Genomic DNA, 22,437 nt, shown 5'->3' on the forward strand with positions numbered 1-22,437 from the left:
CCTGGGGTGCGGTCGACATGTGGGCACAAACGGCGTCACGTGGGGGCTCGGGGGGTATCGGGGCGGCGTGGGCCGGGGTGCCCGCCGGGCGGCGCCCACCCCGGTGCGCGGTCAGCCGATCTGGTTGGCGAGGTCCTTGGAGGCGCTGTCCCAGGCGGCGGCGGGGGTGATGCCGTTGACCTCGACGGACAGCAGGGCCTGCACCAGCGAGGACTTCACGACGGCGTCCTCCTCACCGAGGACCTGGGTGGGGGCGGACTCGGCGGCCTGGGAGAAGATCTGGCCGATGGGCGCGCCCTGGAAGTACTCGTCGGTGGCGTCGGCGACCAGCGGGAACGCCTTGGTGTTGGAGGGGAAGTTCCCGCCGACCGCGAAGACCTTGGCCTGCTGCTCGGGGTCGGTCAGCCACTTGACGAGCTTGGCGGCCTCCTCCTGGTTCTTGCTGGACTGCGGGATGCCCAGGTAGGCCCCACCCCAGTTCCCGCCGGCCCCGCCGGGCAGGGAGGTGACGTTCCACTTGCCCGCGCCCGCGTCGCCGGCCTTGCCCTTGATGTACCCGACCATCCAGGCGGGGCAGGCGATGGTGGCGAAGGAACCGCTGCCGAAACCGGTGTCCCAGGCCGGGTCCTCGAACTGCTCCAGCTTGGCGGTCAGGCCCTCCTGCGCGGCGGCGGCGGCGGTGTCGAAGGCGTCCTTGACGGCGGGGTTGCTGTCCCAGACCAGTTCGCCGGCCTCGTCGTAGTAGATCTCCTCCTCGGTGGAGACGATCGCGTTGTAGAACCCGCCGGCGGAGTCCATCCAGGCGGCGCCCGCGGGGGCCTTGGCCTTGAACTCGCGGCCGAGGGCGACGTAGTCGTCCCAGGAGGTCATCCGGGCGGCGAGCTGGGCGGGGTCGGTGGGCAGGCCGGCCTGCTGGAGCAGGTCGCTGCGGTAGCACAGGCCCATGGGGCCGATGTCGGTGCCCATGCCCAGGACCTTGCCGTCCTCGGTGGTGGCCGCGGCCGACTTCCACTCGGGGTAGTTCGGGGTCTGCTCCCCCGCGACGGTCTGGGACAGGTCGACCCACTTGTCGTCCTGGTTGGCGACGACGTCGGCGATGCGGCCGACCTCGATGCCCTGGATGTCGGCGGCGCCGTTGCCGGAGGCCAGCTTGGTCTGCAGCGCGGGCCAGTAGTTGTTCTCACCCTGGGTGGACTCGTACTGGATGGTGACGCCGGGGTTGAGCTTCTCGTACTCGTCGAACAGCCCGGCCTCGTCGAGGCCGAAGGTGCCGAACAGGCTGACGGTGAGGTTCTTCCCGCCGCCGCCGGACTCGGTCTGCTCGCCGGTGCTGGACTGCGCGGTGCTGCAGGAGGTGAAGAGCAGGGCACCGGTCAGGGTCGTCGCCAGAGCGGCGAGGGTCTTCGCGCGGACGGTGGGCATGGGGGAACTCCTCGGGCCTCGCCTGGACGGCGGATCGACGGTGATCAGGTCCGTGAGAGCGCTCTCATCGGGGAACGAGTCCCGTGAGAGCGCTCTCAAGGGGTGCGAACAGAGTGGACCCGGGGACTACCCGGTGTCAACGGTCAGGACGTGGCGCGTTCGACGAGTTCCGTGGCGGCCACGACGTGGTCGCTCACGGGGCGGCCGTCCACCAGCGCCAGCAGCATCCGCGCCAGCTCGCGCCCCATGCCCACCACCGGCTGGCGCACCGTCGTCAGCGGCGGCGTCGCGGCCGCCGCCAGCGGGGCGTCGTCGAACCCCACCACGCGCACCTGGTCCGGCACCGACCGGCCGGCCGCGGCCAGCGCCTGCAGCACCCCGGCGGCCATGAGGTCGTTCGCGGCGAACACCCCGTCCAGGTCGGGCCGGCGCGCCAGCAGCTCCTCCGTCGCCCGCCGCCCGCCGTCCACCGTGAAGTCGCCGTCGGCGGCCATCGCGGCGCTGAAGCGCTGCCGCTGCGCGCGCAGCTCGGTGCGGAAGCCCTCCAGCCGCTCCTGCCCCACCCGCATGTCCATCGGCCCGGTGACGGTGACGACGCGGCGGCAACCGCGCTCCAGCAGGTGGCGGGTGGCGGTGCGGGCCCCGCCCACGTTGTCCGCCGACACGAACGGCACCGTGGAGGACTCCTCGTAGGGGCGCCCGGACATCACCACCGGGATGCCGGCGTCGCGCAGGTGCTGCGGCAGCGGGTCCGGCCCGTGCACCGAGACCAGGATCGCCCCGTCCACGTGCCCGCTGCGGGCGTAGCGCTCGAACCGCTCGCGCTCGCGCCCGGTGGACAGCACCACCAGGACCAGCTGCACCTCGCGGTCGGCGAGCTCGGCCTGGGCGCCGCTGGCGATCAGCGGGAAGTAGGAGTCGGCGAAGAACCGCTCCACCGGCTCGACGACGACCAGGGCCACCGAGCCGCTGCGGCGGGTCACCAGCGAGCGGGCCGCCTGGTTCGGCACGTAGGACAGCTCCGAGGCCGCCCGCAGGACCGCCTCGCGGGCGGCCTCGCTGACCCGGCCGTACCCGGCCAGGACGCGGCCGGCGGTGGCCCGGGAGACGCCGGCGCGCAGGGCGACCGACTCCAGCGTCGGCGCAGCCGGAGTCGGCACGGGTCCTCCAGGGTCAGGGGTTCTCGCGGGGCGGGCGCGCCCATCCTCGCAGCCCGCGGATCCCGATGACGGCGATCGCGGTCCCCAGCACCAGGCTCACCACCACGAGCACGAGGTGGACGAGGAAGAACGGCTGCGGGCCGTCCTGCCAGGACCGCTCGTCGCCCCAGATGTTGCGCAGGAAGTTCGGCCAGATGAACCAGCTCCAGACCCCGAACAGGACGAGGAACCAGCTGACGGGTTTGGACAGGACCACGGCCCGATCCTCCCACCCCTCAGCGCCGGCGGCGCCGCGCCAGCCCCAGGGCCGCCCCGGCGCCGGTCAGCCCCACGACGACCCCCGACACGAACGGCACCCGGCGCCGGCGCCGGGCGGGGGCCCTGAGGTCCTCGGGGACCTCCGGGCCGAGCGGGACGAGGAGCCGGGCCGCGGCCATGAGGTCGGGGTTCAGCGAGCCGTTGTCCTCGGCGCGCACGGCCGCCAGGGACGCGGCGAGCAGGATCAGCCGCCCGATGAGGTTCATGAGCACCAGCAGCACGATGAGGGTGACGGCCGAGCCGACGAAGGCGCCGCCGCCGTCGGCGCTGCGGCTGGCGATGGTCGTGCCGAACTGCTTCAGGACGCCGATGCCGACGCCGCCCAGCACGGCGCCCTGCAGCAGGTCGCGCACCGGGACGTCGGCGCCGGGCAGGAAGCGGAAGACGGCCAGGAACGTCAGGGTGTCGATGGCGAAGGACACCGCGAAGCCGAGCGCCGCCAGCAGCCAGCGCGACCACGTCGACGGCTCGAACCCCATCGCGCCGAGCAGGAACTCCCCTGCGGCGTTGGTCGCGACGACGGAGGCCACCGACAGCAGCACCCCGAACCCGATGATGACCATGCCGCCGACGTCGCGCAGCTTGACGAGGGCGAAGTTGCCCCCGCCGGCGTCCTCCCCGAAGACCGCCCGCACGCCCTGGCGCATGCCGTCGATCCAGCCGATGCCGGTGAACAGGCCGGTGGCGACCGAGACCAGCAGCGCCCAGGTGAGCGTGGTGTCGTTGAGGTAGTCGTCGATGTAGATGCCGCTGGCCCGGTCCGCGCCCCCGGCCGGTGTCGGCCCGGCGTGGACCAGCCCCGGGGCGTAGGCGTCGACCCCGTCGACGAGGTTGCGCACGACCCAGTCCCGCAGCTCGGGGGTGCCCTGCATGACGAAGCCCACCAGGGTCAGGCTGACCGCGAGCGCCGGGAAGATGGAGAAGAAGGCGAAGTAGGCGATGCCGCCGGCCAGGACGTTGCCGCGGGCGGCGCTGTACTTGGCGTAGGCGCGCAGCGGCACCGACCGCTGCACCGTGGTCACCGCGTTCTTGGCCTGCTCGACCGCGCTCACCGGCTCCGGGCCCCTCACTGCTGGAAGGTGAAGTCCTCCCGTGGCCGCCAGACGCCGTCGGCGCCGTGCTCGTAGAGGCTGAACCCCTTCACGGTGAAGGTCGCCTCCCAGTCCCGCAACACGAGTTCGGCCCGGTCCAGGGCGGCCTCGTCGACGTCGTGGGCGACGGTGACGTGGGGGTGGAACGGGAAGTTGATCTCGGCGGTCAGGGGGCCGGTCCGGATGGCGGCCTGGAGCAGCTCGCACTCGGAGATGCCCCGGGCGAGCTGGACGAAGACGACGGGCGAGACGGGCCGGAAGGTGGCCGTGCCGCGCAGGTGCACGTCGAAGGGCTCGCCGGTGGCGGCGGTGGCCTCGAGGTGGTCGCGGGCGGCGGGCAGGTCGGCCAGGTCCAGCTCGAACGGCGGCAGCAGGGTGATGTGCGGCGGGATGGCGTGCGCCAGCGGGTCGCCGAACTCGCTGCGCCACGCGGTCAGCTCGGCGGCGTGCGGGTCCGGCACCGGGATGGACACCCCGATGGTCCGGACCTGCGCGGACGGTCCTGAGGTCACCGGCGTCCGACCAGCCCGACGCGGTCGTAGACCGTCGCGAGCGTCTGCTCGGCGATCTCGTTGGCGCGCGCGGCGCCGCGGGCGAGCAGCTCGTCGAGGGTGCCGGGGTCGGCCATCAGCTCGGTGGCGCGGGTCCGGACGGGGCCGAGGGCGTCGGTGACGACCTCGGCGAGCTCCTTCTTCAGGTCCCCGTAGCCGCGGCCGGCGAAGTCGGCCTCCAGCTCGGTGATCGTGCGGCCCGACAGCGCGGAGTGGATGGACAGCAGGTTGGAGACGCCGGCCTTCTCGACGGGGTCGAACAGGACCTCGCGGCCGGTGTCGGTGACGGCCGAGCGGATCTTCTTGGCGGTGACCTTCGGGTCGTCCATGACGTCGACGATGCCGTTCGGCGAGGACGAGGACTTGCTCATCTTCGCGGTGGGGTCCTGGAGGTCGTAGATCTTCGCCGTCTCCTTCGGGATGAACGGCTCGGGGACGACGAAGGTGGCGCCGTAGCGGGAGTTGAAGCGCTGGGCGAGGTTGCGGGTCAGCTCCAGGTGCTGGCGCTGGTCCTCGCCGACGGGGACCTCGGCGGCCTGGTAGAGCAGGATGTCGGCGGCCATGAGGACGGGGTAGGTGAACAGCCCGACGGTGGTGGACTCGGCGCCCTGCTTGGCGGACTTGTCCTTGAACTGCGTCATGCGGCCGGCCTCGCCGAAGCCGGTGAGGCAGGACAGCACCCAGGCGAGCTGGGCGTGCGCGGGGACGTGGCTCTGGACGAACAGCGCGGACCGGTCGGGGTCGATGCCGGCGGCGATGTACTGCGCGGCGGTCCAGCGGGAGCGCTCGCGCAGCTCGGCCGGGTCCGGCCCGACGGTCAGGGCGTGCAGGTCCACGACGCAGTACAGGGCCTCGTGGGTGTCCTGCAGCGCCACCCACTGCTTCAGCGCGCCGAGGTAGTTGCCCAGGTGCAGCGACCCCGACGTGGGCTGCATGCCCGAGAGCAGGCGGGGACGACCCGACGTGGTGACCGTGGGAGCTGCCTCGGGGATCGACTCTGCCGACATGCCTCCATCCTGCCAGCCGCCACCGGGCCCGGACCGCCCAGGTCGGCGGGCCGTCTGTGCGGTCGTGTTCGGTTCTGTTTGACCCTGGGCGGTTGGCGCGTCATGCTCGGGGGGTGCTGGCCCACCAGCGGCAGGAGGTCATCCTCGACGCCGTCCGCGCCCACGGCGGCGTCCGCGTCGCCGACCTCGTCGAGCGCCTCGGCGTCTCGGAGATGACCGTCCGCCGCGACATCGGCGAGCTGTCCCGGCAGGGCCTGGTCGCCCGCGTCCACGGCGGCGCCGCCGCCCTGGGCCGCACCAGCGAGGAACCCGGCTTCGCCGCCAAGTCCACCCGCCGCCCCGACGCCAAGCGCGCCATCGCCCGCGCCGCCGCCCGCCTCGCCGCGCCCGGCGCCTCCGTCGCCCTGTCCGCGGGCACCACCACCGCCGCCCTGGCCGCCGAGCTGCGGTCCGTGCCCGACCTGACCGTCGTGACGAACTCCCCCCGCGTCGCCGACGTCCTGCACGACCCCGACCGGACCGTCGTCCTCTCCGGCGGCGAGCGGACCCCCTCCGACGCCCTGGTGGGCCCGGTGGCCCGCGCCGGGCTGGCCGGCCTGCACGTCGACGTCCTGTTCCTCGGCGTCCACGGCCTCGACGTCACCGCCGGGCTGAGCACCCCCAACCTGCTGGAGGCCGACACCAACCGGGCCCTCATGGCCTGCGCGGCCCGCGTCGTCGTCGTCGCCGACGCCACCAAGCACGCCGTCGTCGGCCTCACCTCCTTCGCCCCCCTGACCGCGGTCGACGTCCTCGTCACCGACACCGCCCTCGACCCCGCCGACCGCGCCGCCCTGGCCGAGCACGTCGGTGAACTCGTCATCGCCGACCCCACGGAGGACCCCACGTGACCCACCCCTTCCGCAAGACCTCGACCCGGATGGCCGACGGCCGCGAGCTCATCCACTTCGACGACACCGAGCCGTGGCTGTCCGGCGAGCGCGTCCGCGACGCCGTGGACCACCGGCCGCTGCCCCCCGCCGACCAGACCCTGCGCGGCGGCGCGCAGGTGCGGTTCGACCCGCTCACCGGGGACTGGATCGCGATGGCCTCCCACCGCAACGACCGCACCCTCATGCCCCCACCGGACCAGGACCCGCTGGCCCCCACCGTCCCCGGCGGGTTCCCCACCGAGATCGCCGACTCCAGCTACGACGTCGTCGCGTTCGAGAACCGGTTCCCGTCGTTCTCGAACCGCATCGGTGGGGAGCACGGGTCGCTCGACGGCGAGGAGCTGTGGCCCACCCGCCCCGCGGCCGGCCGCTGCGAGGTCGTCTGCTTCACCTCCGACACCCACGGGTCGTTCGCGACGCTGCACCCGCACCGCGCCCGCACCGTGCTGGAGGCGTGGATCGACCGCACCGAGGCGCTGAACGCCACCGAGGGCGTCGAGCAGGTGTTCGTGTTCGAGAACCGCGGCGCCGAGATCGGCGTCACCCTCCCCCACCCGCACGGCCAGATCTACGGGTACCCGTACGTCACGCCGAAGACGCGGGCCATGCTGCGCCGCGCCGCGGAGCACCGGGAGGCCACCGGCCGCAACCTGTTCCGCGACGTCCTGGACGCCGAGCGGCGCTCCGGCGAGCGCGTCCTGTTCTCCACCAAGCACTTCACCGCCTACGTCCCGGCCGCCGCCCGCTGGCCCGTGGAGGTCCACCTCGCCCCGCACCGCGACGTGCCGGACCTGCCGGCGCTGACCGACGACGAGCGCGCCGACCTCGTCGGGGCCTACCTCGACGTGCTGGGCCGGCTCGACCGCTACTACCCCGACGAGCACCCGATGCCCTACATCGCCGGGTGGTTCCAGGCCCCCGCGCGCGAGGGCCGCGACGACTTCCGGCTGCACCTGCAGGTGTTCAGCGTGCAGCGCGGCCCCGGCAAGGTGAAGTTCCTCGCCGGGTCCGAGTCGGCCATGGCGGCCTGGATCAACGACACGACGCCCGAGAAGGTGGCGGCCCGACTCCGTGAGGTGGCGCAGCAGTGACCGAGTTCTTCGACGCACCGGCCCGGCCCGGAACCGCCGCGGCGCTGGCCCGGGAGTTCCGCGACGCCTTCGGCGAGGACCCCGAGGGCGTCTGGTCGGCGCCGGGCCGGGTCAACCTCATCGGTGAGCACGTCGACTACACCGGCGGGCTGTGCCTGCCGCTGGCGCTGCCGCACCGCACCTTCGTCGCGCTGCGGCCCCGGACCGACAGCACCGTCCGGGTCCGGTCGCGGCAGGAGACCGGCGAGGTCGTCGTCGCGCTCGACGAGGTCGGCGCCGGTTCCCCCAGCGGCTGGGCCGCCTACGTCGCGGGCGTCCCGTGGGCGTTGCAGCAGAAGGGCTTCGAGGGTCCCAGCCTGACCGGCGGGTTCGACGCCCTCGTCGACGGCCACGTCCCCTACGGCTCGGGGCTGTCGTCCTCGGCGGCCCTGGAGTGCGCCGTCGCGATCGCCCTGGCCGAACTGGTCGAGGCGCCGCTGGACGACACCGGCCGCGCCGGGCTCGCGAGCGCCTGCCAGCTCGCCGAGAACGTCGTCGCCGGCGCGAACACCGGCGGCATGGACCAGGCCGCGTCGCTGCGCTGCCACGCCGGCGGGGCGATCCTGCTCGACACCGACGACGACTCCGTCTCCCAGGTCGCCCTCGACCTCGCCGGGGCCGGGCTGGCGCTGCTGGTCGTCGACACCCGCGCCGGGCACTCCCACGCCGGGGGCGAGTACGGCCGCCGCCGCGCCGACGTCGAGCGGGCCGCGGAACTGCTCGGCGTGCCGAACCTGCGCCGCGTCGACGTCGCCGACCTCGACGCCGCGCTGGACCGCGTCGGCGCCGAACCCGACGGGGAGGTGCTGCGCCGCCGCGTGCGGCACGCCGTCACCGAGATCGACCGGGTCGCCCGCACCGCCGACCTCCTGCGGCAGGGCCGGGCCGACGGGATCGGCGACCTGCTGAACGCCTCGCACGACTCCCTGCGCGACGACTACGAGGTGTCCTGCCGCGAACTGGACCTCACCGTCGACGTCGCCCGCGCCCACGGGGCCCTCGGGGCCCGGATGACCGGCGGGGGTTTCGGCGGGTCGGCGATCGCGCTGGTGCGCGCCGACCGGGTCCAGGCGGTCGCCGAGGCCGTCGACGCCGCGTACGCCGGGCAGGGGCTGACCGCTCCCCGGTTCCTCGCGGCCCTGCCCTCCGAGGGCGCCGGCCGCGACCTCTGACCCCCGCGGCCGGGGGACCCGCACGGGTCCCCCGGCCGCCCCGCTCCCGGTGGAGGGGTCAGGCGTCCATGCGCTGCAACCGCAGCGCCGACAGCACCACCCCGACGACGGTCACCCCCACCAGCACCACCGAGGCCCCCGTCACCCCCAGCGACGACACCGTCCCCAGCGGGACGTCGCCGGGGATCGCCAGCGACGCCACCCGGCGCCCGTACGACCCGATCGACAGACCCCGCAGCGCCGGGGCCAGCCCGGCCAGGAACGTCTCCCACAGCACCACGTACGCCAGCCCCGCCAGCAGCCCGCGCCGCGTCAGCAGCGACAGCAGGACGAACAGCGCGCAGTACGCCCCCGACGTCAGGACCGTCGCCAGCAGCACCCCGCCCACGACCCGCCCCGCGGGCTGGTTCACCGAGATCCCCAGCACCGCGCACGCCACGACCGCCGGCAGCGTCACCACGACCGTCGCCGTCCACGCCGCGGCGAACCGGGCCACGACGGTGTGCCAGCGGGGACGGGCGATCGCCCGCAGCAGCGGCAGCGTCCGCGCGTCGCGCTCGTCGCCGAACGCGCCGATGGCCAGCACGAGCGCCACGATCGGCACCACCAGCCCCGTGAGCAGGTTCCCCGTGAACGTGTTCTGCACGCCGTAGCGGTTCGGGACGCTGGTGATGCCGATGACGACGAACACCACCACCGCCACCACCAGCGGCAGGACCGCGAAACCCGCCGTCCGGCCGCGCAGGAGGATGCCCCGCAGCGAGAACCCGTACAACGTGGTGCTCATCGGCCCGCCCCCCTCGCCGCACGGACCAGGTGGGCGAACACGCTCTCCAGGTCCTCCCCGACACCCTCGACGCGCCGCAGCGTCGCCCCGCGCTCGCGCGCCAGCCGCGGCACCGCCTCGGCCAGCGCCACGGCCCGGGGAGCCTCCACCAGGACCCCCGGCCGGCCCGCGCCCTCGCGCCGCACCGACTCCACCAGACCCTCCGACAGCAGCGCCCCGGCCACCTCCAGCACCCGTTCCCCCTCCAGCCGCACCGTGCGCGGCCGGTCCACCAGCAGCTCCCGGATCCCCGCCGGCTCCCCCTCGGCCACGAGCCGGCCGTTGACGACCACCAGCACCCGCGAGGCCATCCGCTCCACCTCCGACAGGACGTGCGAGCTGACCACGACCGTGCGGCCCTCCCGCCCCAGCGCGGCCAGCAGGTCCACGTCGGCGCGGCGCTGCGCGGGGTCCAGGCCGTTCAGCGGCTCGTCGAGCAGCAGCACCTGCGGGTCGTGGACCAGGGCCTGCGCCAGCTTCACCCGCTGGCGCATCCCCTTGGAGAAACCCCCCACCCGCCGGTCGGCCGCGTCGGTCAGCCCGACCCGGTCCAGCACGGCCTGCGCCGCTTCCCGGTACCGCGCGACCCCGCGCTGCCGGGCCAGGAACTCCACCTGGGTCCGGGCGCTCGCGTGCGCCCAGGTGGCCTCCCCGTCGGCGACGATCCCCAGCCCGCGGTTCACGGCCGGGTCGGCGTGCGGGTCCCGGCCCAGGACGCGGACCGTGCCCTGGCTGGGGCTGGTCGCCCCGGCCAGCAGCTGCAGGGCGGTGGACTTGCCCGCCCCGTTGTGCCCCAGCAGACCCGTGACCCCGGCGTCGATGGCGACGGTGACGTCGGACAGCGCGACGGTGTCCGCGAACCACTTGCTGACGCCGGTGAACTCGATGGTGCTCACGCGTCGTTCCCCTTCCCGTACCGGCCGCACAGGACCGCGAGCCCACCGACCACGACGACCGCCCACACCACCCACGCCAGGGCGCCCGGCGCCGCCAGGTCCTCCCCGACGAACGCGGCCGCCAGCCGCACCGGCCCGCTGGCCGGGTCCAGCGCCAGCGGCCAGTCCTCCCCCGTCACCAGCGAGATCGCCCCCGTCAGCGCGGGCCCGACCAGGACGACCGCGAGGTACCCGCCGACGGCGAACACCCGCTTGGCGGTCAGCGAACCGACCGCCAGCCCCAGGCTCGCGTGGAACAGCACCACGACCGCGGCCGCGCCCAGGATCCTCGGCAGGTCCCCGACGTGGTCGCCGAACCAGGTGGCCGGCGCGTCGGCCGTCGCGATCGAGCCGACGAACAGCACCAGCAGCGGCCCCAGCACGATGATCGCCAGCAGCGAGACCGCCGCCAGGAACACCCCGGCCACGTACTCGAACCACGACAGCGCCGTGGCGAAGTACAGCGACAGCACCCGGTCGCGCCGGTCGCGGGTCAGCATCGACGGGATCGACGTCGCCACGAACGCGAGCAGGACGACGGAGTTCGTCGCCAGCAGCGTCGAGTACGAGATGAGGTCCGTGGGCTGCACGTCCACCGCCGGCACCAGCAGCGGGACGGCGACCACCGCCAGCGCCGGCAGGTACGCGGCGGCCAGCAGCAGGAACGGCCAGATCTTCGCGCTCGCGCTGCGCCGCAACCCCAGCGGGCGGCGCACCCCGCTGGCGACGAAGCTCGCCACCGCCGAGCGGCGCGGGCGCAGGGCCCCGGCGAACCGGGAGTACCGGATGTCGTGCAGCACCGCGCGGGGGGCCGCGCCGGGCGTGCTGGTGGGCCCGGTCACCGGACGCTCCCCGCCATCGCGTCGACCACGACGTCCTCCAGGCCGCGCGCGGCCGGGACGAGGCGCTCGATCCCCACCCCGCGCTCGGTGGCCAGGTCCCGCACCGCGTCCAGGGCCGCGTCGGGGCTGGCGCTGAGCCCGATGTCCCCGCCCGGGGTGGGCGCCAGCCGCACGCCCAGCGGCGAGAGGCGGGGTTCCAGCGCCGCCGCGAACGCGCCCGCGTCACCGGAGACCCGCAGTTCCACCGGCCCCGACGGGTCGTGGCCCACGACCACGCCCCGCTGCGCCGCGAGCGTCCCCCTGCGCAGGACGACGACCTCGTCGCAGGTGCGCTCGATGTCGTCGAGCACGTGGGAACTGGCGATGACGCGGATGCCGAGCTCGGTCGACAACCGGCGCACGATGGCCAGCATCTCCTCCCGGCCGGCCGGGTCCAGCCCCGAGGTGGGTTCGTCCAGCAGCACCAGGTCCGGCCCGTGCACGAGGGCCTGGGCGAGTTTCGTGCGCTGCTGCATGCCCAGGGAGTACGTGCCCACCGGGCGGCGGCGCTCCTCCTCCAGGCCCACCGCGAACAGCACCTCGCTGGTGCGGCGCACCGCGTCGCGGCGGCCCAGGCCGCGCAGCCGGGCCAGCGAGACGCACACGTCCTGCGCGGACATGTCGGCCGGCAGGCACGGGTGCTCGGGCATGAAACCCACCCGGCGCCGCAGCTGCGACCGGTCCCGGACGCTGTCCAGGCCGAGCAGCCGCACCGACCCGCGGTCGGGGTTCGTCAGCCCCAGGGCCGTGCGCAGCAGCGTCGACTTGCCCGCCCCGTTCGCCCCGAGCAACCCCGTCGCCGGGGCGTCCAGGGTCATCGTCAGCCCGTCGAGGGCCTGCACCGCGCCGAACCGCTTCCCCACGTCCAGGCACTCCAGTGCCGCTGGTTCATCCACCCGACCATCAGAGCACTCACAGGTGCGCCCTGGATCCCCCCTTCGACGGGCGGGCGGTCAATCCTTCGGGAACCATCACGTCGTGACCACTCCCCGAACCACCGCGGTGGACGTGTGCGTCGTCGGGTCCGGCTCCGGCGGGAAGATGGTCGCCCAGGAACTGGCCCGCGCCGGTCGCCGCGTCGTCCTCGTCGAGCGCGGCCACGTCGGCGGGTACTGCCCCTACCTGGCCTGCGTGCCCGCGAAGTCGCTGCTGCTGTCGGCGCGCTCGGGGTTGTCGTGGGTCGCGGCGCGCGCGGTGCGGGACGAGGCCGCCTCCCACCGCGACGACACCGCGGCCGCCGACGAGCTGGCCGCCGACGGGGTGGAGGTCGTGCGGGGCGCGGCGACGCGCATCGGCCCCGGCCGCGTCGAGCTGGACGGCCGGGTCGTCGAGGCGGCCGCCGTCGTCGTGGGCACCGGCAGCGCCCCCGTCCGGCCGCCGCTGCCCGGGCTCGACGACGCCGCGACCGCCGCGCTGACGTGGACCTCCGAGCAGGCGCTGGCCGCCGACGAGCTGCCGGACCGGCTCGTCGTCCTCGGCGGCGGCCCCGTCGCCGTCGAGCTCGCCCAGGCCTACCGGGGGCTGGGCAGCGAGGTGGCGCTGGTGCAGCGCGGACCGCACCTGCTGTCGGCCGAACCGGCCTGGGTGGGCGGGGTGCTCGCCGCGGCGCTGGCCGCCGACGGCGTCGACGTGCGCACCGGCGACCCCGCGGCCTCGGTGCGCGGCGGGGTGGGCGGCGGGGTGGGCGGCGGGGCGCTGCGGCTGGAGTCCGGGGCGGAACTGCCGTTCGACCGGCTGCTGCTGGCGACCGGCCGCTCCCCCGTGACCGACGGGTTCGGCTTCGCCGCCGACTGGCTCACCGACGCCGGGGCGCTGCGCACCGACGCCCGTTGCCGCGTCGTCGGCGACGACGGGCCGGTGCCGGGGCTGTTCGCCGTCGGCGACGTCACGGGCATCTCCGACTACACGCACACCGCCAACCACCAGGCCCGGACGGTGGTCGGTGAACTCCTCGGCCGGGGCCGGGACGCGGACTACCGCGCCATCCCCCGGGCCGTCTACACCGACCCCACGGTGTTCTCCGTCGGCGCCACCACCGGCGCCCGGTCGGCGCGGTTCGAGGTCGCGCAGGTCGAGCGCGCGGCCCTGGTCGAGCTGTCCCGGCGCAGCCGGGTGACCGGGTCGGTGGAGCTGTTCGCCGACGAGGCCGGGGTGCTGGTCGGGGCGGCCTGCGTCGGCCCCGACGCCGACTCCTGGGGCGCCGAGCTGGCGCTGGCCGTGCGCGCGGGCCTGGACGTGGACCTCCTGCACCACCACGTCCGGGCGTTCCCGACGTGGTCGGAGGCGATCTTCCCGGCGCTGGAGGAGCTGCGGGGGTGAACCCGCAGGGCCGCCGGCCCGCGACGACCCGGTGGGCCGACCTCTCCGGCGCCTCAGGCCCGGCTGCAGTCGGCCGTGACGGGGAGCTGGGAGTCGGCGGGTTCGTCCCACGTCCAGTTCGAGCTCCGGTGCCCCAGCTCGGGGTAGCGGGTGACCCCGGGAGCGGGCAGGGACAGGACGCAGCCGTTGCCGAAGACCACGTCCAGGTCGTACGCCTTCCCCCCGTCCACCTCCTCGACGGCGCACCCGTCGTAGATCGGCTCACCGTCCCGGGGGTCCACCGACAGCTCCAGCGAGCCGCCCGCCGGGATGAGGGGCGCGCCGGCGGACTCGCCCTGGACGTCGCGCCGGTGCGCCTCGCTGCACTGCCACGGCAGGGAGCTGACGTGGTGGGTGAAGCGGAACGTCACCACGTCGGTGTCGGTCCGCCCCTGGTTCCGCAGGGTCACGATGAACCGACCGTCGCCCCGGAGGCGGTAGTCGTCCTCGACGGCTCCCCCTTCGTCCTGCGGCAACCCCGCGGGTTCCCACCGGACATCCGCGAGGACGGGGATGGCGGCGTTGGAGGTGGCCACGTCCCGGGCGGTCTCCGCCGATCGTTCCGCCGCGGTCGCCGAGCGCTCGGAGGCGTCGAGAGCGGCCTGGGCGGTCCGCGCCGAGCTGTGGCTCGCAGCGCCGGACCACAACCCCACGGCCAGCGCCGCGATCGACACGAAGAGCGCCGCCCGTTCCACGACGACCTTCCCCACCCGGTGGAAGGACGTGCGCAGGGTGTTCCCAGCAGGTGCCGGTGGTTCGTCGGTCACGCCGTCACGCTAGGGGGCGGGTCCGACACCCCGGCGCGCGACTGCCCCGGCGGCGCGCGGCCTCAGGCCCCGTAGACGGCGACGACGGGGGCGTGGTCGGAGAACCGCTCGGCGTAGCTGGCCGCGCGGTCGGTCTCGACGGTGCGCAGCCGCCCGGCCAGCCCCGGGGTGACGAGCTGGTAGTCGATGCGCCAGCCGGTGTCGTTGTCGAACGCCTGGCCGCGCCAGCTCCACCACGCGAACGGGCCGTCGACGTCGCCGGCGACCCGGCGCTGGGTGTCGACCCAGCCGAGCTGGTCGAACCAGTGGTCGAAGTGGGCGCGCTCGTCCTCCAGGAACCCGGCCTTGCCGCGGTTGCCCTTCCAGTTCTTGATGTCGCGCTCGGTGTGCCCGACGTTGAGGTCCCCGGCGACGAGCGCCTCGCGCCCGGTCTCGCGGGCGGTCTCGCCGAGCTCGGCGAGCCGGACGTCCATGGCGTCGAGGAACCGGTACTTGTCGTCCTGCTGCGGGCTGCCGACCTCACCGGAGTGCACGTAGGCGCTGACGAACGTCACCGGGCCGATCGCGGTGTCGACGTCGGCCTCGACCCAGCGGCCGGAGGTCTCGAAGTGGGGGTCGTGGGCGAAGCCGATGCGGACGGCGGTGAACTCCGAGCGCGCCGCGATCGCGACGCCGGCGCGGCCCTTCGCGGCGGCCTCGGTGTGGGCGACGTGCGGGTAGCCCGGCAGCGCCTTGCGCAGCTCGGCGTCGGGGGCGCGGACCTCCTGCAGCAGCAGGACGTCGGGGTCGCGGGCGTCCAGCCAGTCCGGCATCCCGCGGCGGACGGCGGCGCGGACGCCGTTCACGTTGACCGTGGCGACGAGGAGTTCCTTCTTCTTCCCAGGCACCCGCGGGACGCTACCCGACCCCGGCGACGGGGCCGGGCAGCGCTCCGGGTCAGCGCAGGCCGGTGGCCCGTTCGGCCGACTCGACGACGTTCGTCAGCAGCAGCGCGCGGGTCATCGGGCCGACCCCGCCGGGGTTGGGGGCCACGAACCCGGCGACCTCGGCGACGTCGAGGGCGACGTCCCCGGTGAGCTTCGACTTCCCCGTCGCGGGGTCCACGACCCGCGAGACGCCGACGTCGAGCACCGCGGCACCCGGCTTCACGTTCTCCCGGGTCACCAGGCCCGGCACCCCGGCGGCGGCGACGATGACGTCGGCCCGCTTGAGGTGCTGGTCCAGGTCGCGGGTCCCGGTGTGGCACAGGGTGACCGTGGCGTTGGGGTGGCGACGGGTCAGCAGCAGCCCGATGGGCCGCCCGACCGTGACGCCGCGCCCGACGACGACGACCTCGGCCCCGTCCAGGGGCACGTCGTGGCGCAGCAGCAGGTCGATGACCCCGCGCGGGGTGCACGGCAGCGGGGAGGTGATCTCCTCGCGCACGCGCAGGACCAGGCGGCCCAGGTTCGTCGGGTGCAGCCCGTCGGCGTCCTTGTCCGGGTCCACCATCTCCAGGACCCGGTTGGCGTCGATCCCGGCCGGCAGCGGCAGCTGGACGATGAACCCCGTGCAGTCGGGGTTCGCGTTCAGCTGCGCGATCTCGGACTCGATCTCGCCCTGGGTCGCGTTCGCGGGCAGCTCGACCTGGATCGAGGCGATCCCGACCTCGGCGCAGTCGCGGTGCTTGCCGCGCACGTAGCTGGCCGAGCCGGGGTCGTCACCGACGAGGACGGTGCCCAGCCCGGGGACGACGCCGTGCTCGCGCAGCGTCGCGACGCGCTCGGCGAGGTCGGCCTTGACGGCGGCCGCGGCCGCCTTGCCGTCGAGGACGACCGCGCTCACAGGACGCCCTGGTTCGAGGGGTACAGCGGGAACTCGGCCGTGAGCTTGGCGACGCGGGCGCGCAGCGCGTCGGCGTCGAAGTCCGGCTTGAGCGCCTGCGCGATGACGTCGGCGACCTCGGTGAACTCGGCCGCGCCGAACCCGCGGGTGGCCAGCGCCGGGGTGCCGATGCGCAGGCCGGAGGTGACCATCGGCGGGCGCGGGTCGAAGGGGACGGCGTTGCGGTTGACGGTGATGCCGACCTCGTGGAGGCGGTCCTCGGCCTGCTGGCCGTCGAGCTTGCTGTCGCGCAGGTCGACGAGCACGAGGTGGACGTCGGTGCCGCCGGTGAGGACGGACACGCCGGCCTCGGCGACGTCGGGGGCGGTGAGGCGCTCGGCGACGATCTGCGCGCCCTCGAGGGTGCGGCGCTGGCGCTCGGCGAACTCGGGCGAGCCGGCGACCTTGAAGGCCACGGCCTTGGCGGCGATGACGTGCATGAGCGGGCCGCCCTGCTGGCCCGGGAACACCGCGGAGTCGATCTTCTTGGCGTACTCGCCCCGGGTGAGGATCAGGCCCGAGCGCGGCCCGGCCAGCGTCTTGTGGACGGTGGAGGTCACGACGTCGGCGTGCGGGACGGGGCTGGGGTGCAGCCCGGCGGCGACGAGACCGGCGAAGTGGGCCATGTCGACCATGAGGTACGCGCCGACCTCGTCGGCGATGGACCGGAAGGCGGCGAAGTCGAGGTGGCGCGGGTACGCCGACCAGCCGGCGATGATCAGCTTCGGGCGGGCCTCGAGCGCGGTGGCGCGCACGACGTCCATGTCGACGCGGAAGGTCTGCGGGTCCACGCCGTAGGCGGAGACGTCGTACATGCGCCCGGAGAAGTTGATCTTCATGCCGTGCGTGAGGTGGCCGCCGTGGGCCAGCTCCAGGCCCAGGATGCCGTCGCCGCCGCGGATGAGGGCGTGCATGGCGGCCGCGTTGGCGGTGGCGCCGGAGTGCGGCTGGACGTTGGCGTGCTCGGCGCCGAACAGCTCCTTGACGCGGGTGCGGGCCAGCTCCTCGGCCACGTCGACGTGCTCGCAGCCGCCGTAGTAGCGCTTGCCGGGGTACCCCTCGGCGTACTTGTTGGTCAGGACCGAGCCCTGCGCCTCGAGCACGGACCGCGGCGCGAAGTTCTCGCTGGCGATCATCTCGAGGGTGTCGCGCTGCCGGCCGAGCTCGGCGTCGAGGACGGCGGCGATCTCGGGGTCGACCTCGGACAGGGGGCGGTCGGTCACACCGGTGGTGGTGGGCTGGACGTCGGTCACGTTCGCTCCTCGTACGGCGGGCGGTGGTGGCGACGCGGAGCCCAGGCGGACGACCCCGTGAACGGCGGGACCCGCACGGGTCCCGTTGCCGCTCCCCGGTGGTGACCCACCTCGACGCCAGTCGCGGCCCGGCCAGGTTAGCCCAGGACGCCTCGCCCGGGCCACGCGCTACCGGGCGATCGCGGCGTCCAGGACGGTCCGCATCTTGGCCGCGGTCTCGGCGACCTCGGCGTCGGGGTCGGACCCCTCGACGATCCCGGCGCCGGCGAAGATCCGCAGGGTGCGCCCGCGCACCTCCGCGCAGCGGACGGCGACCACCCACTCCCCGTCGCCGTGGACGTCCTGCCAGCCGACGGCCCCGGCGTAGCAGCCCCGGTCCATGCCCTCGACCTCGTCGATGACCTTCAGCGCGGCCGCCCGCGGCGACCCGCCGACGGCCGGGGTCGGGTGCAGCGCGGCGACCAGGTCGACCGACGTCGTGCCGGTGTCGTTGAGCAGCGCGGTGATCCGGGTCGCCAGGTGCCAGACGGCGGGGGTGGCGACGAGCTCGGGCTCGGGGGCGGTGATGGTGCGGCACAGCGGCGAGAGGGCCTCGACCACGGCGTCGACGACGAACGCGTGCTCGCGCCGGTCCTTGTCGGAGGTCATCAGCGCGTCGGCGCGGCGCATGTCCTCCTCCGGCTCGGGCGAGCGCGGGATGGACCCGGCCAGCGGGCGCAGCAGGACGCTGGGGCCGCGCCGGCGCAGCAGCAGCTCCGGGCTGGCGCCCACGAGCCAGCGGGCCTGCGGGTCGGCCGGGTCATCGAGCGGGACGGCGAGCGCGGTGGCGCCGGGGTTGCGGCCGACGAGCTCGGCGACGAGGTCGGGCACCGACCAGTCGTCGAGGGCCTCCAGCTCCAGGGTGCGGGCCAGGACGACCTTGGAGACGTCACCCGAACGGATGCGCCCCAGCGCGGTGCGGACGGCGTCGGCGTACCCGCCGGGGGCGGGCACGGGCCGGCTGCGGGCGACGGTGACCTGCCCGCGGGCGCCGACGAGCGGCAGCGGGAGGGGGCCGGGGCTGATCTCGCCGGTCCCCAGGCGCAGGGCGCCGGGCCGGGTGAGGTCGAAGGGCACCGCCCCGGCGGCGATCAGGCCGCGGGGCGCGCCGTCGAGGGCGGCGGTGGTGCGGCGCAGCTGCTCGATCCCGGACCCGCCGGGGACCAGGGGGCGCGGCCCGGTCTGGACGAGGGTGGACTTCTCTCCGGAGAAGACGGTGGCTCCGCCACGCACGGCGAGCCCTACCGCCTCGGGTTCTGACACGCCGCCAGCCTAGGCTTGATGCCGTGAGCACGCGCCCGAGGGTCCTGACCCTGTCCTGCCCCGACCGTCCCGGCATCGTCCACGCGGTGACCGGCGCCCTCGTCGCCCTCGACGCGAACATCACCGAGAGCCAGCAGTACGGGGACCCGGACTCGGGGCTGTTCACCATGCGGGTCGCCTTCGACGCCACGGCGAGCGAGGAGGCGCTGCGGGCGAACCTGGAGGTCGTGGCGCAGCGCTTCGACCTGGACTGGAAGCTGTCGGCGGCCGACGAGCCGGTGCCGACGCTGGTGATGTGCTCCAAGCAGGGGCACTGCCTGAACGACCTGCTGTTCCGGCACCGCGCGGGTCACCTGCCGGTGGACGTCCGGGTGGTCGTCTCGAACCACACCGACCTGCGGCCGCTGGCGGAGTTCTACGGCGTCCCGTTCGTCCACGTGCCGGTCGTGACGGGCGACGCGGCGTCGAAGGCCGCCGCGGAGGCCCGGCTGCTGGAGCTGGTCGCCGAGCACGGCGCGGAGCTGGTGGTGCTGGCGCGGTACATGCAGGTCCTGTCGGACGACCTGTGCCGCAGCCTGTCCGGTCGCGCCATCAACATCCACCACTCGTTCCTGCCCAGCTTCAAGGGCGCCCGCCCGTACCACCAGGCGCACGCGCGGGGCGTCAAGATCATCGGGGCGACGGCGCACTACGTGACGGCCGACCTGGACGAGGGCCCGATCATCGAGCAGGAGATCGAGCGGGTGGACCACCGCGCGACGCCGGCCGAGCTGGTGCGGCTGGGCCAGGACGTGGAGGCGCGGACGCTGGCGCGGGCGGTGCGCTGGCACGCCGAGCAGCGGGTGCTGCTCGACGGGAACCGCACCGTCGTCTTCCGCTGAGCCGGTCCCCCGGTCAGCGGCGGCCCCCGAACCGGAAGGGGATCGGGATGGGGCCGATGCAGCAGACCCCGCTGGTCTGCGCGGGCAGCAGCAGCGCGACGGCGCGGTAGCAGGCCAGGAAGCGCAGCGCGCCGGCCGGGACGGCGCGCACCACCCCGCGGCGCGCGACCTGCTCGCGGACGGCCTGCGAGCAGGAGTCCCCGCCGTGGGCGAGGCGGTGGGCGCAGGAGTACCCCTTGCGCGGGGAGACCGACCGCTGGTACCAGCCGATGGCGGCGTCGACGGCCCGGCGGGGTGCGTGCTGCGCTCTCATGCCCTCACGCTAGGTGCGGACCCGCCGTGGCGCGCGTCACAACCAGCCGCGGCGCTTGAAGATGACGAACAGCGTGACGCTCAGCCCGAGCATCAGCAGCAGCGCCAGCGGGTACCCCAGGGTCCAGTCCAGCTCCGGCATGTGCGTGAAGTTCATGCCGTAGATGCCCCCGACCAGGCTGGGCGCGAACAGGATCGCCGCCCAGGAGGAGATCTTCTTGACCTCCTCGCTCTGGGCGAAGCTCGCCTCCGTCAGCGCGCGCATCTCCTCGTTCTGGCGCTGGCCGACGAGGGTCGCGTTCACGGTGAGGATGTCGCGCAGCTGGCTGCGGTAGTTCTCGATGCGCTCGATCGCGACGGTGACGTGGTCGGCGACGTCGCGCAGGTACCGCTGGAGCTCCTCGTCCACCCGGTACTTCTGGAAACCGCCGGTGAGGCCGTTGAGGATCGCGGTCAGCGGGGTCACCGCCCGCTGGAAGTCGCTGACCTCCTGGGACAGCTCGTAGATGCGCCGGGAGACCGCGGGGTCCCCGGTGAACACCTGGGTCTCGATCTCGTCGATGTCGTTCTCCAGGCCCCGCAGGACCGGCCCGTACCCGTCGACCACCGCGTCGAGGATGGCGTAGAGGATTGCCTCGGTCCCCAGGCCCAGCAGCTCGGGGTCGGCCTCCAGCCGCTTGCGCACCTGCGCCAGGCTGGGCGACTCCGCGTGCCGGACGGTCAGCAGGAAGTCGCGGCCGATGAACAGGTGCAGCTCGCCGAACTCCACCTCCTCGGCCTCGTCGTCGTAGCGGGCCGCGCGCAGCACCACGAACAGCGTCGAGCCGTACCGTTCGAGCTTGGGGCGCTGGTGGGCCAGGACGGCGTCCTCGACGGCCAGCTCGTGCAGCCCGAACTCGGCGGCCAGCGCGTTCAGCTCCTCCTCCGCCGGGCGGTACAGCCCCATCCACGCGACGCGGCCCTCGGCCTCGCGCAGCGCCCGCACGGTGCTCACGAGGTCGGTGGGCGAGACGACGCGGTGCCCGTTCTCGTAGACGCCGGAGTCGACGAGGCTGCTGCCGCGGGCCATCGGCGCCGACGGGATCGCGCCGTCGCGGGCGAGGTTGCGGGAGGGGACCATGCCCCGCCGTCCCATCGACGGCAACGGCAGACGGCGGCGGGGCACGGTGGACCTCCCTGGGCTCTCGGGGTGCGACAGCCCAGTGTCGCGCGCGCCCGCCCCGGCGGTGACCCCGGTGAGCGGATCGACCCGTCCGGCCCCACGCTGGGCGGGCAGGACCGACGGACCGACGGACGAGGACAGCAGGTGGGGACGGCATGAGGTACCGGGACGACGCGAGCCTGGACCCCGGCGGCGTGCAGGACCGCCGCGGCGGTGGAGGGGGGCGCGCGGTCGCCCTCGGCGGCGGGGGGCTGGGGATCGTGGGGGTCCTGGTGCTCGTGCTGCTCCAGGTCCTCGGCGGTGGCGGCGCGGACCCCGGGGCGCAGCGGGCCGGGTCCGTCCTGGACGGCCTCGGTCCCGGCCAGGTCGTCGACGACTCCCAGCTGGCCGCGTCCTGCCGCACCGGGGCCGACGCGAACGCGCGCCGCGAGTGCGCGGTCGTCGCCGACATCGAGTCCATCCAGGACTACTGGGGCGGGGTGCTGGGCTCGGCGTACGTCCCCACCTCGACGGTGTACTTCTCGGGGGGCACGCAGACCGGTTGCGGCGCAGCCTCCTCGGGGACCGGCCCGTTCTACTGCCCGGCCGACGAGCTGGTGTACCTGGACCTGTCGTTCTTCGACGACCTGACGTCGCGGTTCGGCGCGCAGGGCGGGACGTTCGTCGACGCCTACGTCGTGGCCCACGAGTACGGCCACCACGTGCAGCACCTGCTGGGCACGGCCGGCCGGGTGCAGGCCGGGGTGACCGGGCCCGACAGCGGCAGCGTGCGGCTGGAGCTGCAGGCCGACTGCTACGCGGGCGCCTGGGCCAACCACGCCACGACGGTCCCCGACGACTCCGGCGCGCCGCTGATCGAGGAGCTGACGCAGGACGACGTGGCGCGGGCCCTGGACGCGGCCGGGCGCATCGGGGACGACTTCATCCAGTCCGAGCTCGGCGGGGGCCCGGTCGACGAGAGCGCGTTCTCGCACGGCTCGTCGGAGCAGCGTCAGCGCTGGTTCACCACGGGCCTGCGCACGGGCGACCCGGCGCAGTGCGACACGTTCGCGGTGCAGGACCTGTAGGACGGCCGACGGCCCCGCACCGGTCGGTGCGGGGCCGTCGGGGCGTC

Annotated in this window: 23 protein-coding genes and 1 riboswitch; of the genes, 6 read left to right on the top strand and 17 right to left on the bottom strand. The window is 74.6% G+C overall.

Going from position 1 to position 22,437, the window contains the following annotated elements; genetic code table 11:
• Positions 1-111: 111 nt before the first annotated feature.
• From ACRYM6_RS09745 to trpS, 6 genes are all read right to left on the bottom strand, one after another.
• The gene (locus ACRYM6_RS09745) at positions 112-1,422 is read right to left on the bottom strand and encodes an extracellular solute-binding protein (RefSeq protein WP_432542678.1); all 1,311 of its coding nucleotides are present in this window, start codon (positions 1,420-1,422) and stop codon (positions 112-114) included.
• A gap of 143 nt (positions 1,423-1,565) precedes the next feature.
• Positions 1,566-2,582, bottom strand: coding sequence for a LacI family DNA-binding transcriptional regulator (locus ACRYM6_RS09750; RefSeq protein ID WP_432542679.1), 1,017 nt, complete (start codon positions 2,580-2,582; stop codon positions 1,566-1,568).
• 13 nt (positions 2,583-2,595) lie between these two features.
• Complete coding sequence (locus ACRYM6_RS09755; protein WP_432542680.1) at positions 2,596-2,838, bottom strand: SCO4848 family membrane protein; 243 nt, start codon at positions 2,836-2,838, stop codon at positions 2,596-2,598.
• 19 nt (positions 2,839-2,857) lie between these two features.
• Complete coding sequence (locus ACRYM6_RS09760; protein ID WP_432542681.1) at positions 2,858-3,970, bottom strand: YihY/virulence factor BrkB family protein; 1,113 nt, start codon at positions 3,968-3,970, stop codon at positions 2,858-2,860.
• Entirely contained in the window at positions 3,967-4,503 is a 537-nt protein-coding gene (locus ACRYM6_RS09765; RefSeq protein WP_432542682.1) for a 2'-5' RNA ligase family protein, read from the bottom strand. Before ACRYM6_RS09765 ends, ACRYM6_RS09760 begins: the two co-directional genes overlap by 4 nt.
• Positions 4,500-5,549, bottom strand: a complete 1,050-nt coding sequence (trpS, locus tag ACRYM6_RS09770) for a tryptophan--tRNA ligase (protein WP_432542683.1) — start codon at positions 5,547-5,549, stop codon at positions 4,500-4,502. Before trpS ends, ACRYM6_RS09765 begins: the two co-directional genes overlap by 4 nt.
• Positions 5,550-5,662: 113 nt before the next feature.
• Between trpS and ACRYM6_RS09775 the strand changes: the two genes are divergently transcribed.
• From ACRYM6_RS09775 to galK, 3 genes are read left to right on the top strand one after another with little or no spacing between them, the layout of a single operon-like run.
• The gene (locus tag ACRYM6_RS09775) at positions 5,663-6,439 is read left to right on the top strand and encodes a DeoR/GlpR family DNA-binding transcription regulator (RefSeq protein ID WP_432542684.1); all 777 of its coding nucleotides are present in this window, start codon (positions 5,663-5,665) and stop codon (positions 6,437-6,439) included.
• Positions 6,440-6,468: 29 nt separating this feature from the next.
• The gene (galT, locus tag ACRYM6_RS09780) at positions 6,469-7,572 is read left to right on the top strand and encodes a galactose-1-phosphate uridylyltransferase (protein ID WP_432542780.1); all 1,104 of its coding nucleotides are present in this window, start codon (positions 6,469-6,471) and stop codon (positions 7,570-7,572) included.
• Entirely contained in the window at positions 7,569-8,783 is a 1,215-nt protein-coding gene (galK, locus tag ACRYM6_RS09785) for a galactokinase (RefSeq protein ID WP_432542685.1), read from the top strand. The genes galT and galK overlap by 4 nt, the downstream gene beginning before the upstream one ends.
• Before the next feature lie 58 nt (positions 8,784-8,841).
• On the opposite strand, the gene ACRYM6_RS09790 is transcribed toward galK, so the two are convergent.
• From ACRYM6_RS09790 to ACRYM6_RS09805, 4 genes are read right to left on the bottom strand one after another with little or no spacing between them, the layout of a single operon-like run.
• Entirely contained in the window at positions 8,842-9,570 is a 729-nt protein-coding gene (locus ACRYM6_RS09790) for an ABC transporter permease (protein ID WP_432542686.1), read from the bottom strand.
• Complete coding sequence (locus tag ACRYM6_RS09795) at positions 9,567-10,505, bottom strand: ABC transporter ATP-binding protein (RefSeq protein ID WP_432542688.1); 939 nt, start codon at positions 10,503-10,505, stop codon at positions 9,567-9,569. Before ACRYM6_RS09795 ends, ACRYM6_RS09790 begins: the two co-directional genes overlap by 4 nt.
• Complete coding sequence (locus ACRYM6_RS09800) at positions 10,502-11,386, bottom strand: hypothetical protein (RefSeq protein WP_432542690.1); 885 nt, start codon at positions 11,384-11,386, stop codon at positions 10,502-10,504. Before ACRYM6_RS09800 ends, ACRYM6_RS09795 begins: the two co-directional genes overlap by 4 nt.
• Positions 11,383-12,321 (bottom strand): ABC transporter ATP-binding protein, encoded by a 939-nt coding sequence (locus ACRYM6_RS09805; RefSeq protein ID WP_432542692.1) that lies wholly within the window; start codon positions 12,319-12,321, stop codon positions 11,383-11,385. Before ACRYM6_RS09805 ends, ACRYM6_RS09800 begins: the two co-directional genes overlap by 4 nt.
• Before the next feature lie 82 nt (positions 12,322-12,403).
• On the opposite strand from ACRYM6_RS09805, the gene ACRYM6_RS09810 reads away from it, so the two are divergent.
• Positions 12,404-13,744 carry an FAD-dependent oxidoreductase gene (locus ACRYM6_RS09810; protein WP_432542693.1) on the top strand — a complete coding sequence of 447 codons (1,341 nt, stop codon included), beginning with the start codon at positions 12,404-12,406 and terminating at the stop codon, positions 13,742-13,744.
• A 53-nt stretch (positions 13,745-13,797) separates the two neighbouring features.
• Here the strand turns inward: ACRYM6_RS09810 and ACRYM6_RS09815 are convergent, their stop codons facing one another.
• From ACRYM6_RS09815 to ACRYM6_RS09835, 5 genes are all read right to left on the bottom strand, one after another.
• Entirely contained in the window at positions 13,798-14,550 is a 753-nt protein-coding gene (locus ACRYM6_RS09815; protein ID WP_432542694.1) for a hypothetical protein, read from the bottom strand.
• Positions 14,551-14,612: 62 nt separating this feature from the next.
• Positions 14,613-15,437 (bottom strand): exodeoxyribonuclease III, encoded by an 825-nt coding sequence (locus ACRYM6_RS09820; RefSeq protein WP_432542695.1) that lies wholly within the window; start codon positions 15,435-15,437, stop codon positions 14,613-14,615.
• A gap of 49 nt (positions 15,438-15,486) precedes the next feature.
• On the bottom strand, positions 15,487-16,374 hold the full coding sequence (locus tag ACRYM6_RS09825) for a bifunctional methylenetetrahydrofolate dehydrogenase/methenyltetrahydrofolate cyclohydrolase (protein WP_432542697.1): 888 nt from the start codon (positions 16,372-16,374) through the stop codon (positions 15,487-15,489).
• Positions 16,371-17,666 (bottom strand): serine hydroxymethyltransferase, encoded by a 1,296-nt coding sequence (gene glyA, locus ACRYM6_RS09830; RefSeq protein WP_432542698.1) that lies wholly within the window; start codon positions 17,664-17,666, stop codon positions 16,371-16,373. The genes ACRYM6_RS09825 and glyA overlap by 4 nt, the downstream gene beginning before the upstream one ends.
• A gap of 32 nt (positions 17,667-17,698) precedes the next feature.
• A riboswitch (ZMP/ZTP riboswitch) is annotated at positions 17,699-17,801 on the bottom strand.
• Between the two features lie 33 nt (positions 17,802-17,834).
• Positions 17,835-18,968, bottom strand: a complete 1,134-nt coding sequence (locus ACRYM6_RS09835) for an isochorismate synthase (protein WP_432542699.1) — start codon at positions 18,966-18,968, stop codon at positions 17,835-17,837.
• A 23-nt stretch (positions 18,969-18,991) separates the two neighbouring features.
• Here ACRYM6_RS09835 and purU point away from each other — a divergent pair, with 23 nt between their 5' ends.
• Complete coding sequence (gene purU / locus ACRYM6_RS09840; protein WP_432542700.1) at positions 18,992-19,849, top strand: formyltetrahydrofolate deformylase; 858 nt, start codon at positions 18,992-18,994, stop codon at positions 19,847-19,849.
• 13 nt (positions 19,850-19,862) lie between these two features.
• Here the strand turns inward: purU and yidD are convergent, their stop codons facing one another.
• Together yidD and corA are read right to left on the bottom strand one after the other, a co-directional pair.
• A complete protein-coding gene (gene yidD, locus ACRYM6_RS09845) occupies positions 19,863-20,162 on the bottom strand; it encodes a membrane protein insertion efficiency factor YidD (RefSeq protein ID WP_432542702.1) in 300 nt (99 codons plus the stop codon).
• A 36-nt stretch (positions 20,163-20,198) separates the two neighbouring features.
• The gene (gene corA / locus ACRYM6_RS09850) at positions 20,199-21,326 is read right to left on the bottom strand and encodes a magnesium/cobalt transporter CorA (RefSeq protein ID WP_432542703.1); all 1,128 of its coding nucleotides are present in this window, start codon (positions 21,324-21,326) and stop codon (positions 20,199-20,201) included.
• Positions 21,327-21,478: 152 nt separating this feature from the next.
• On the opposite strand from corA, the gene ypfJ reads away from it, so the two are divergent.
• Positions 21,479-22,390 carry a KPN_02809 family neutral zinc metallopeptidase gene (gene ypfJ / locus ACRYM6_RS09855; RefSeq protein ID WP_432542704.1) on the top strand — a complete coding sequence of 304 codons (912 nt, stop codon included), beginning with the start codon at positions 21,479-21,481 and terminating at the stop codon, positions 22,388-22,390.
• Positions 22,391-22,437 lie beyond the last annotated feature (47 nt).

It is taken from the genome of Kineococcus rugosus, from assembly GCF_050871975.1.
Classification (GTDB): Bacteria; Actinomycetota; Actinomycetes; order Actinomycetales; family Kineococcaceae; genus Kineococcus.

Excerpts from the sequence above, each read along its gene's own strand:
- galT (WP_432542780.1), top strand. The coding sequence starts at position 6,469 with ATGGCCGACGGCCGCGAGCTCATCCACTTCGACGACACCGAGCCGTGG.
- ACRYM6_RS09790 (WP_432542686.1), bottom strand. The coding sequence starts at position 9,570 with ATGAGCACCACGTTGTACGGGTTCTCGCTGCGGGGCATCCTCCTGCGC.
- ACRYM6_RS09745 (WP_432542678.1), bottom strand. The coding sequence starts at position 1,422 with ATGCCCACCGTCCGCGCGAAGACCCTCGCCGCTCTGGCGACGACCCTG.
- ypfJ (WP_432542704.1), top strand. The coding sequence starts at position 21,479 with ATGAGGTACCGGGACGACGCGAGCCTGGACCCCGGCGGCGTGCAGGAC.
- yidD (WP_432542702.1), bottom strand. The coding sequence starts at position 20,162 with ATGAGAGCGCAGCACGCACCCCGCCGGGCCGTCGACGCCGCCATCGGC.
- trpS (WP_432542683.1), bottom strand. The coding sequence starts at position 5,549 with ATGTCGGCAGAGTCGATCCCCGAGGCAGCTCCCACGGTCACCACGTCG.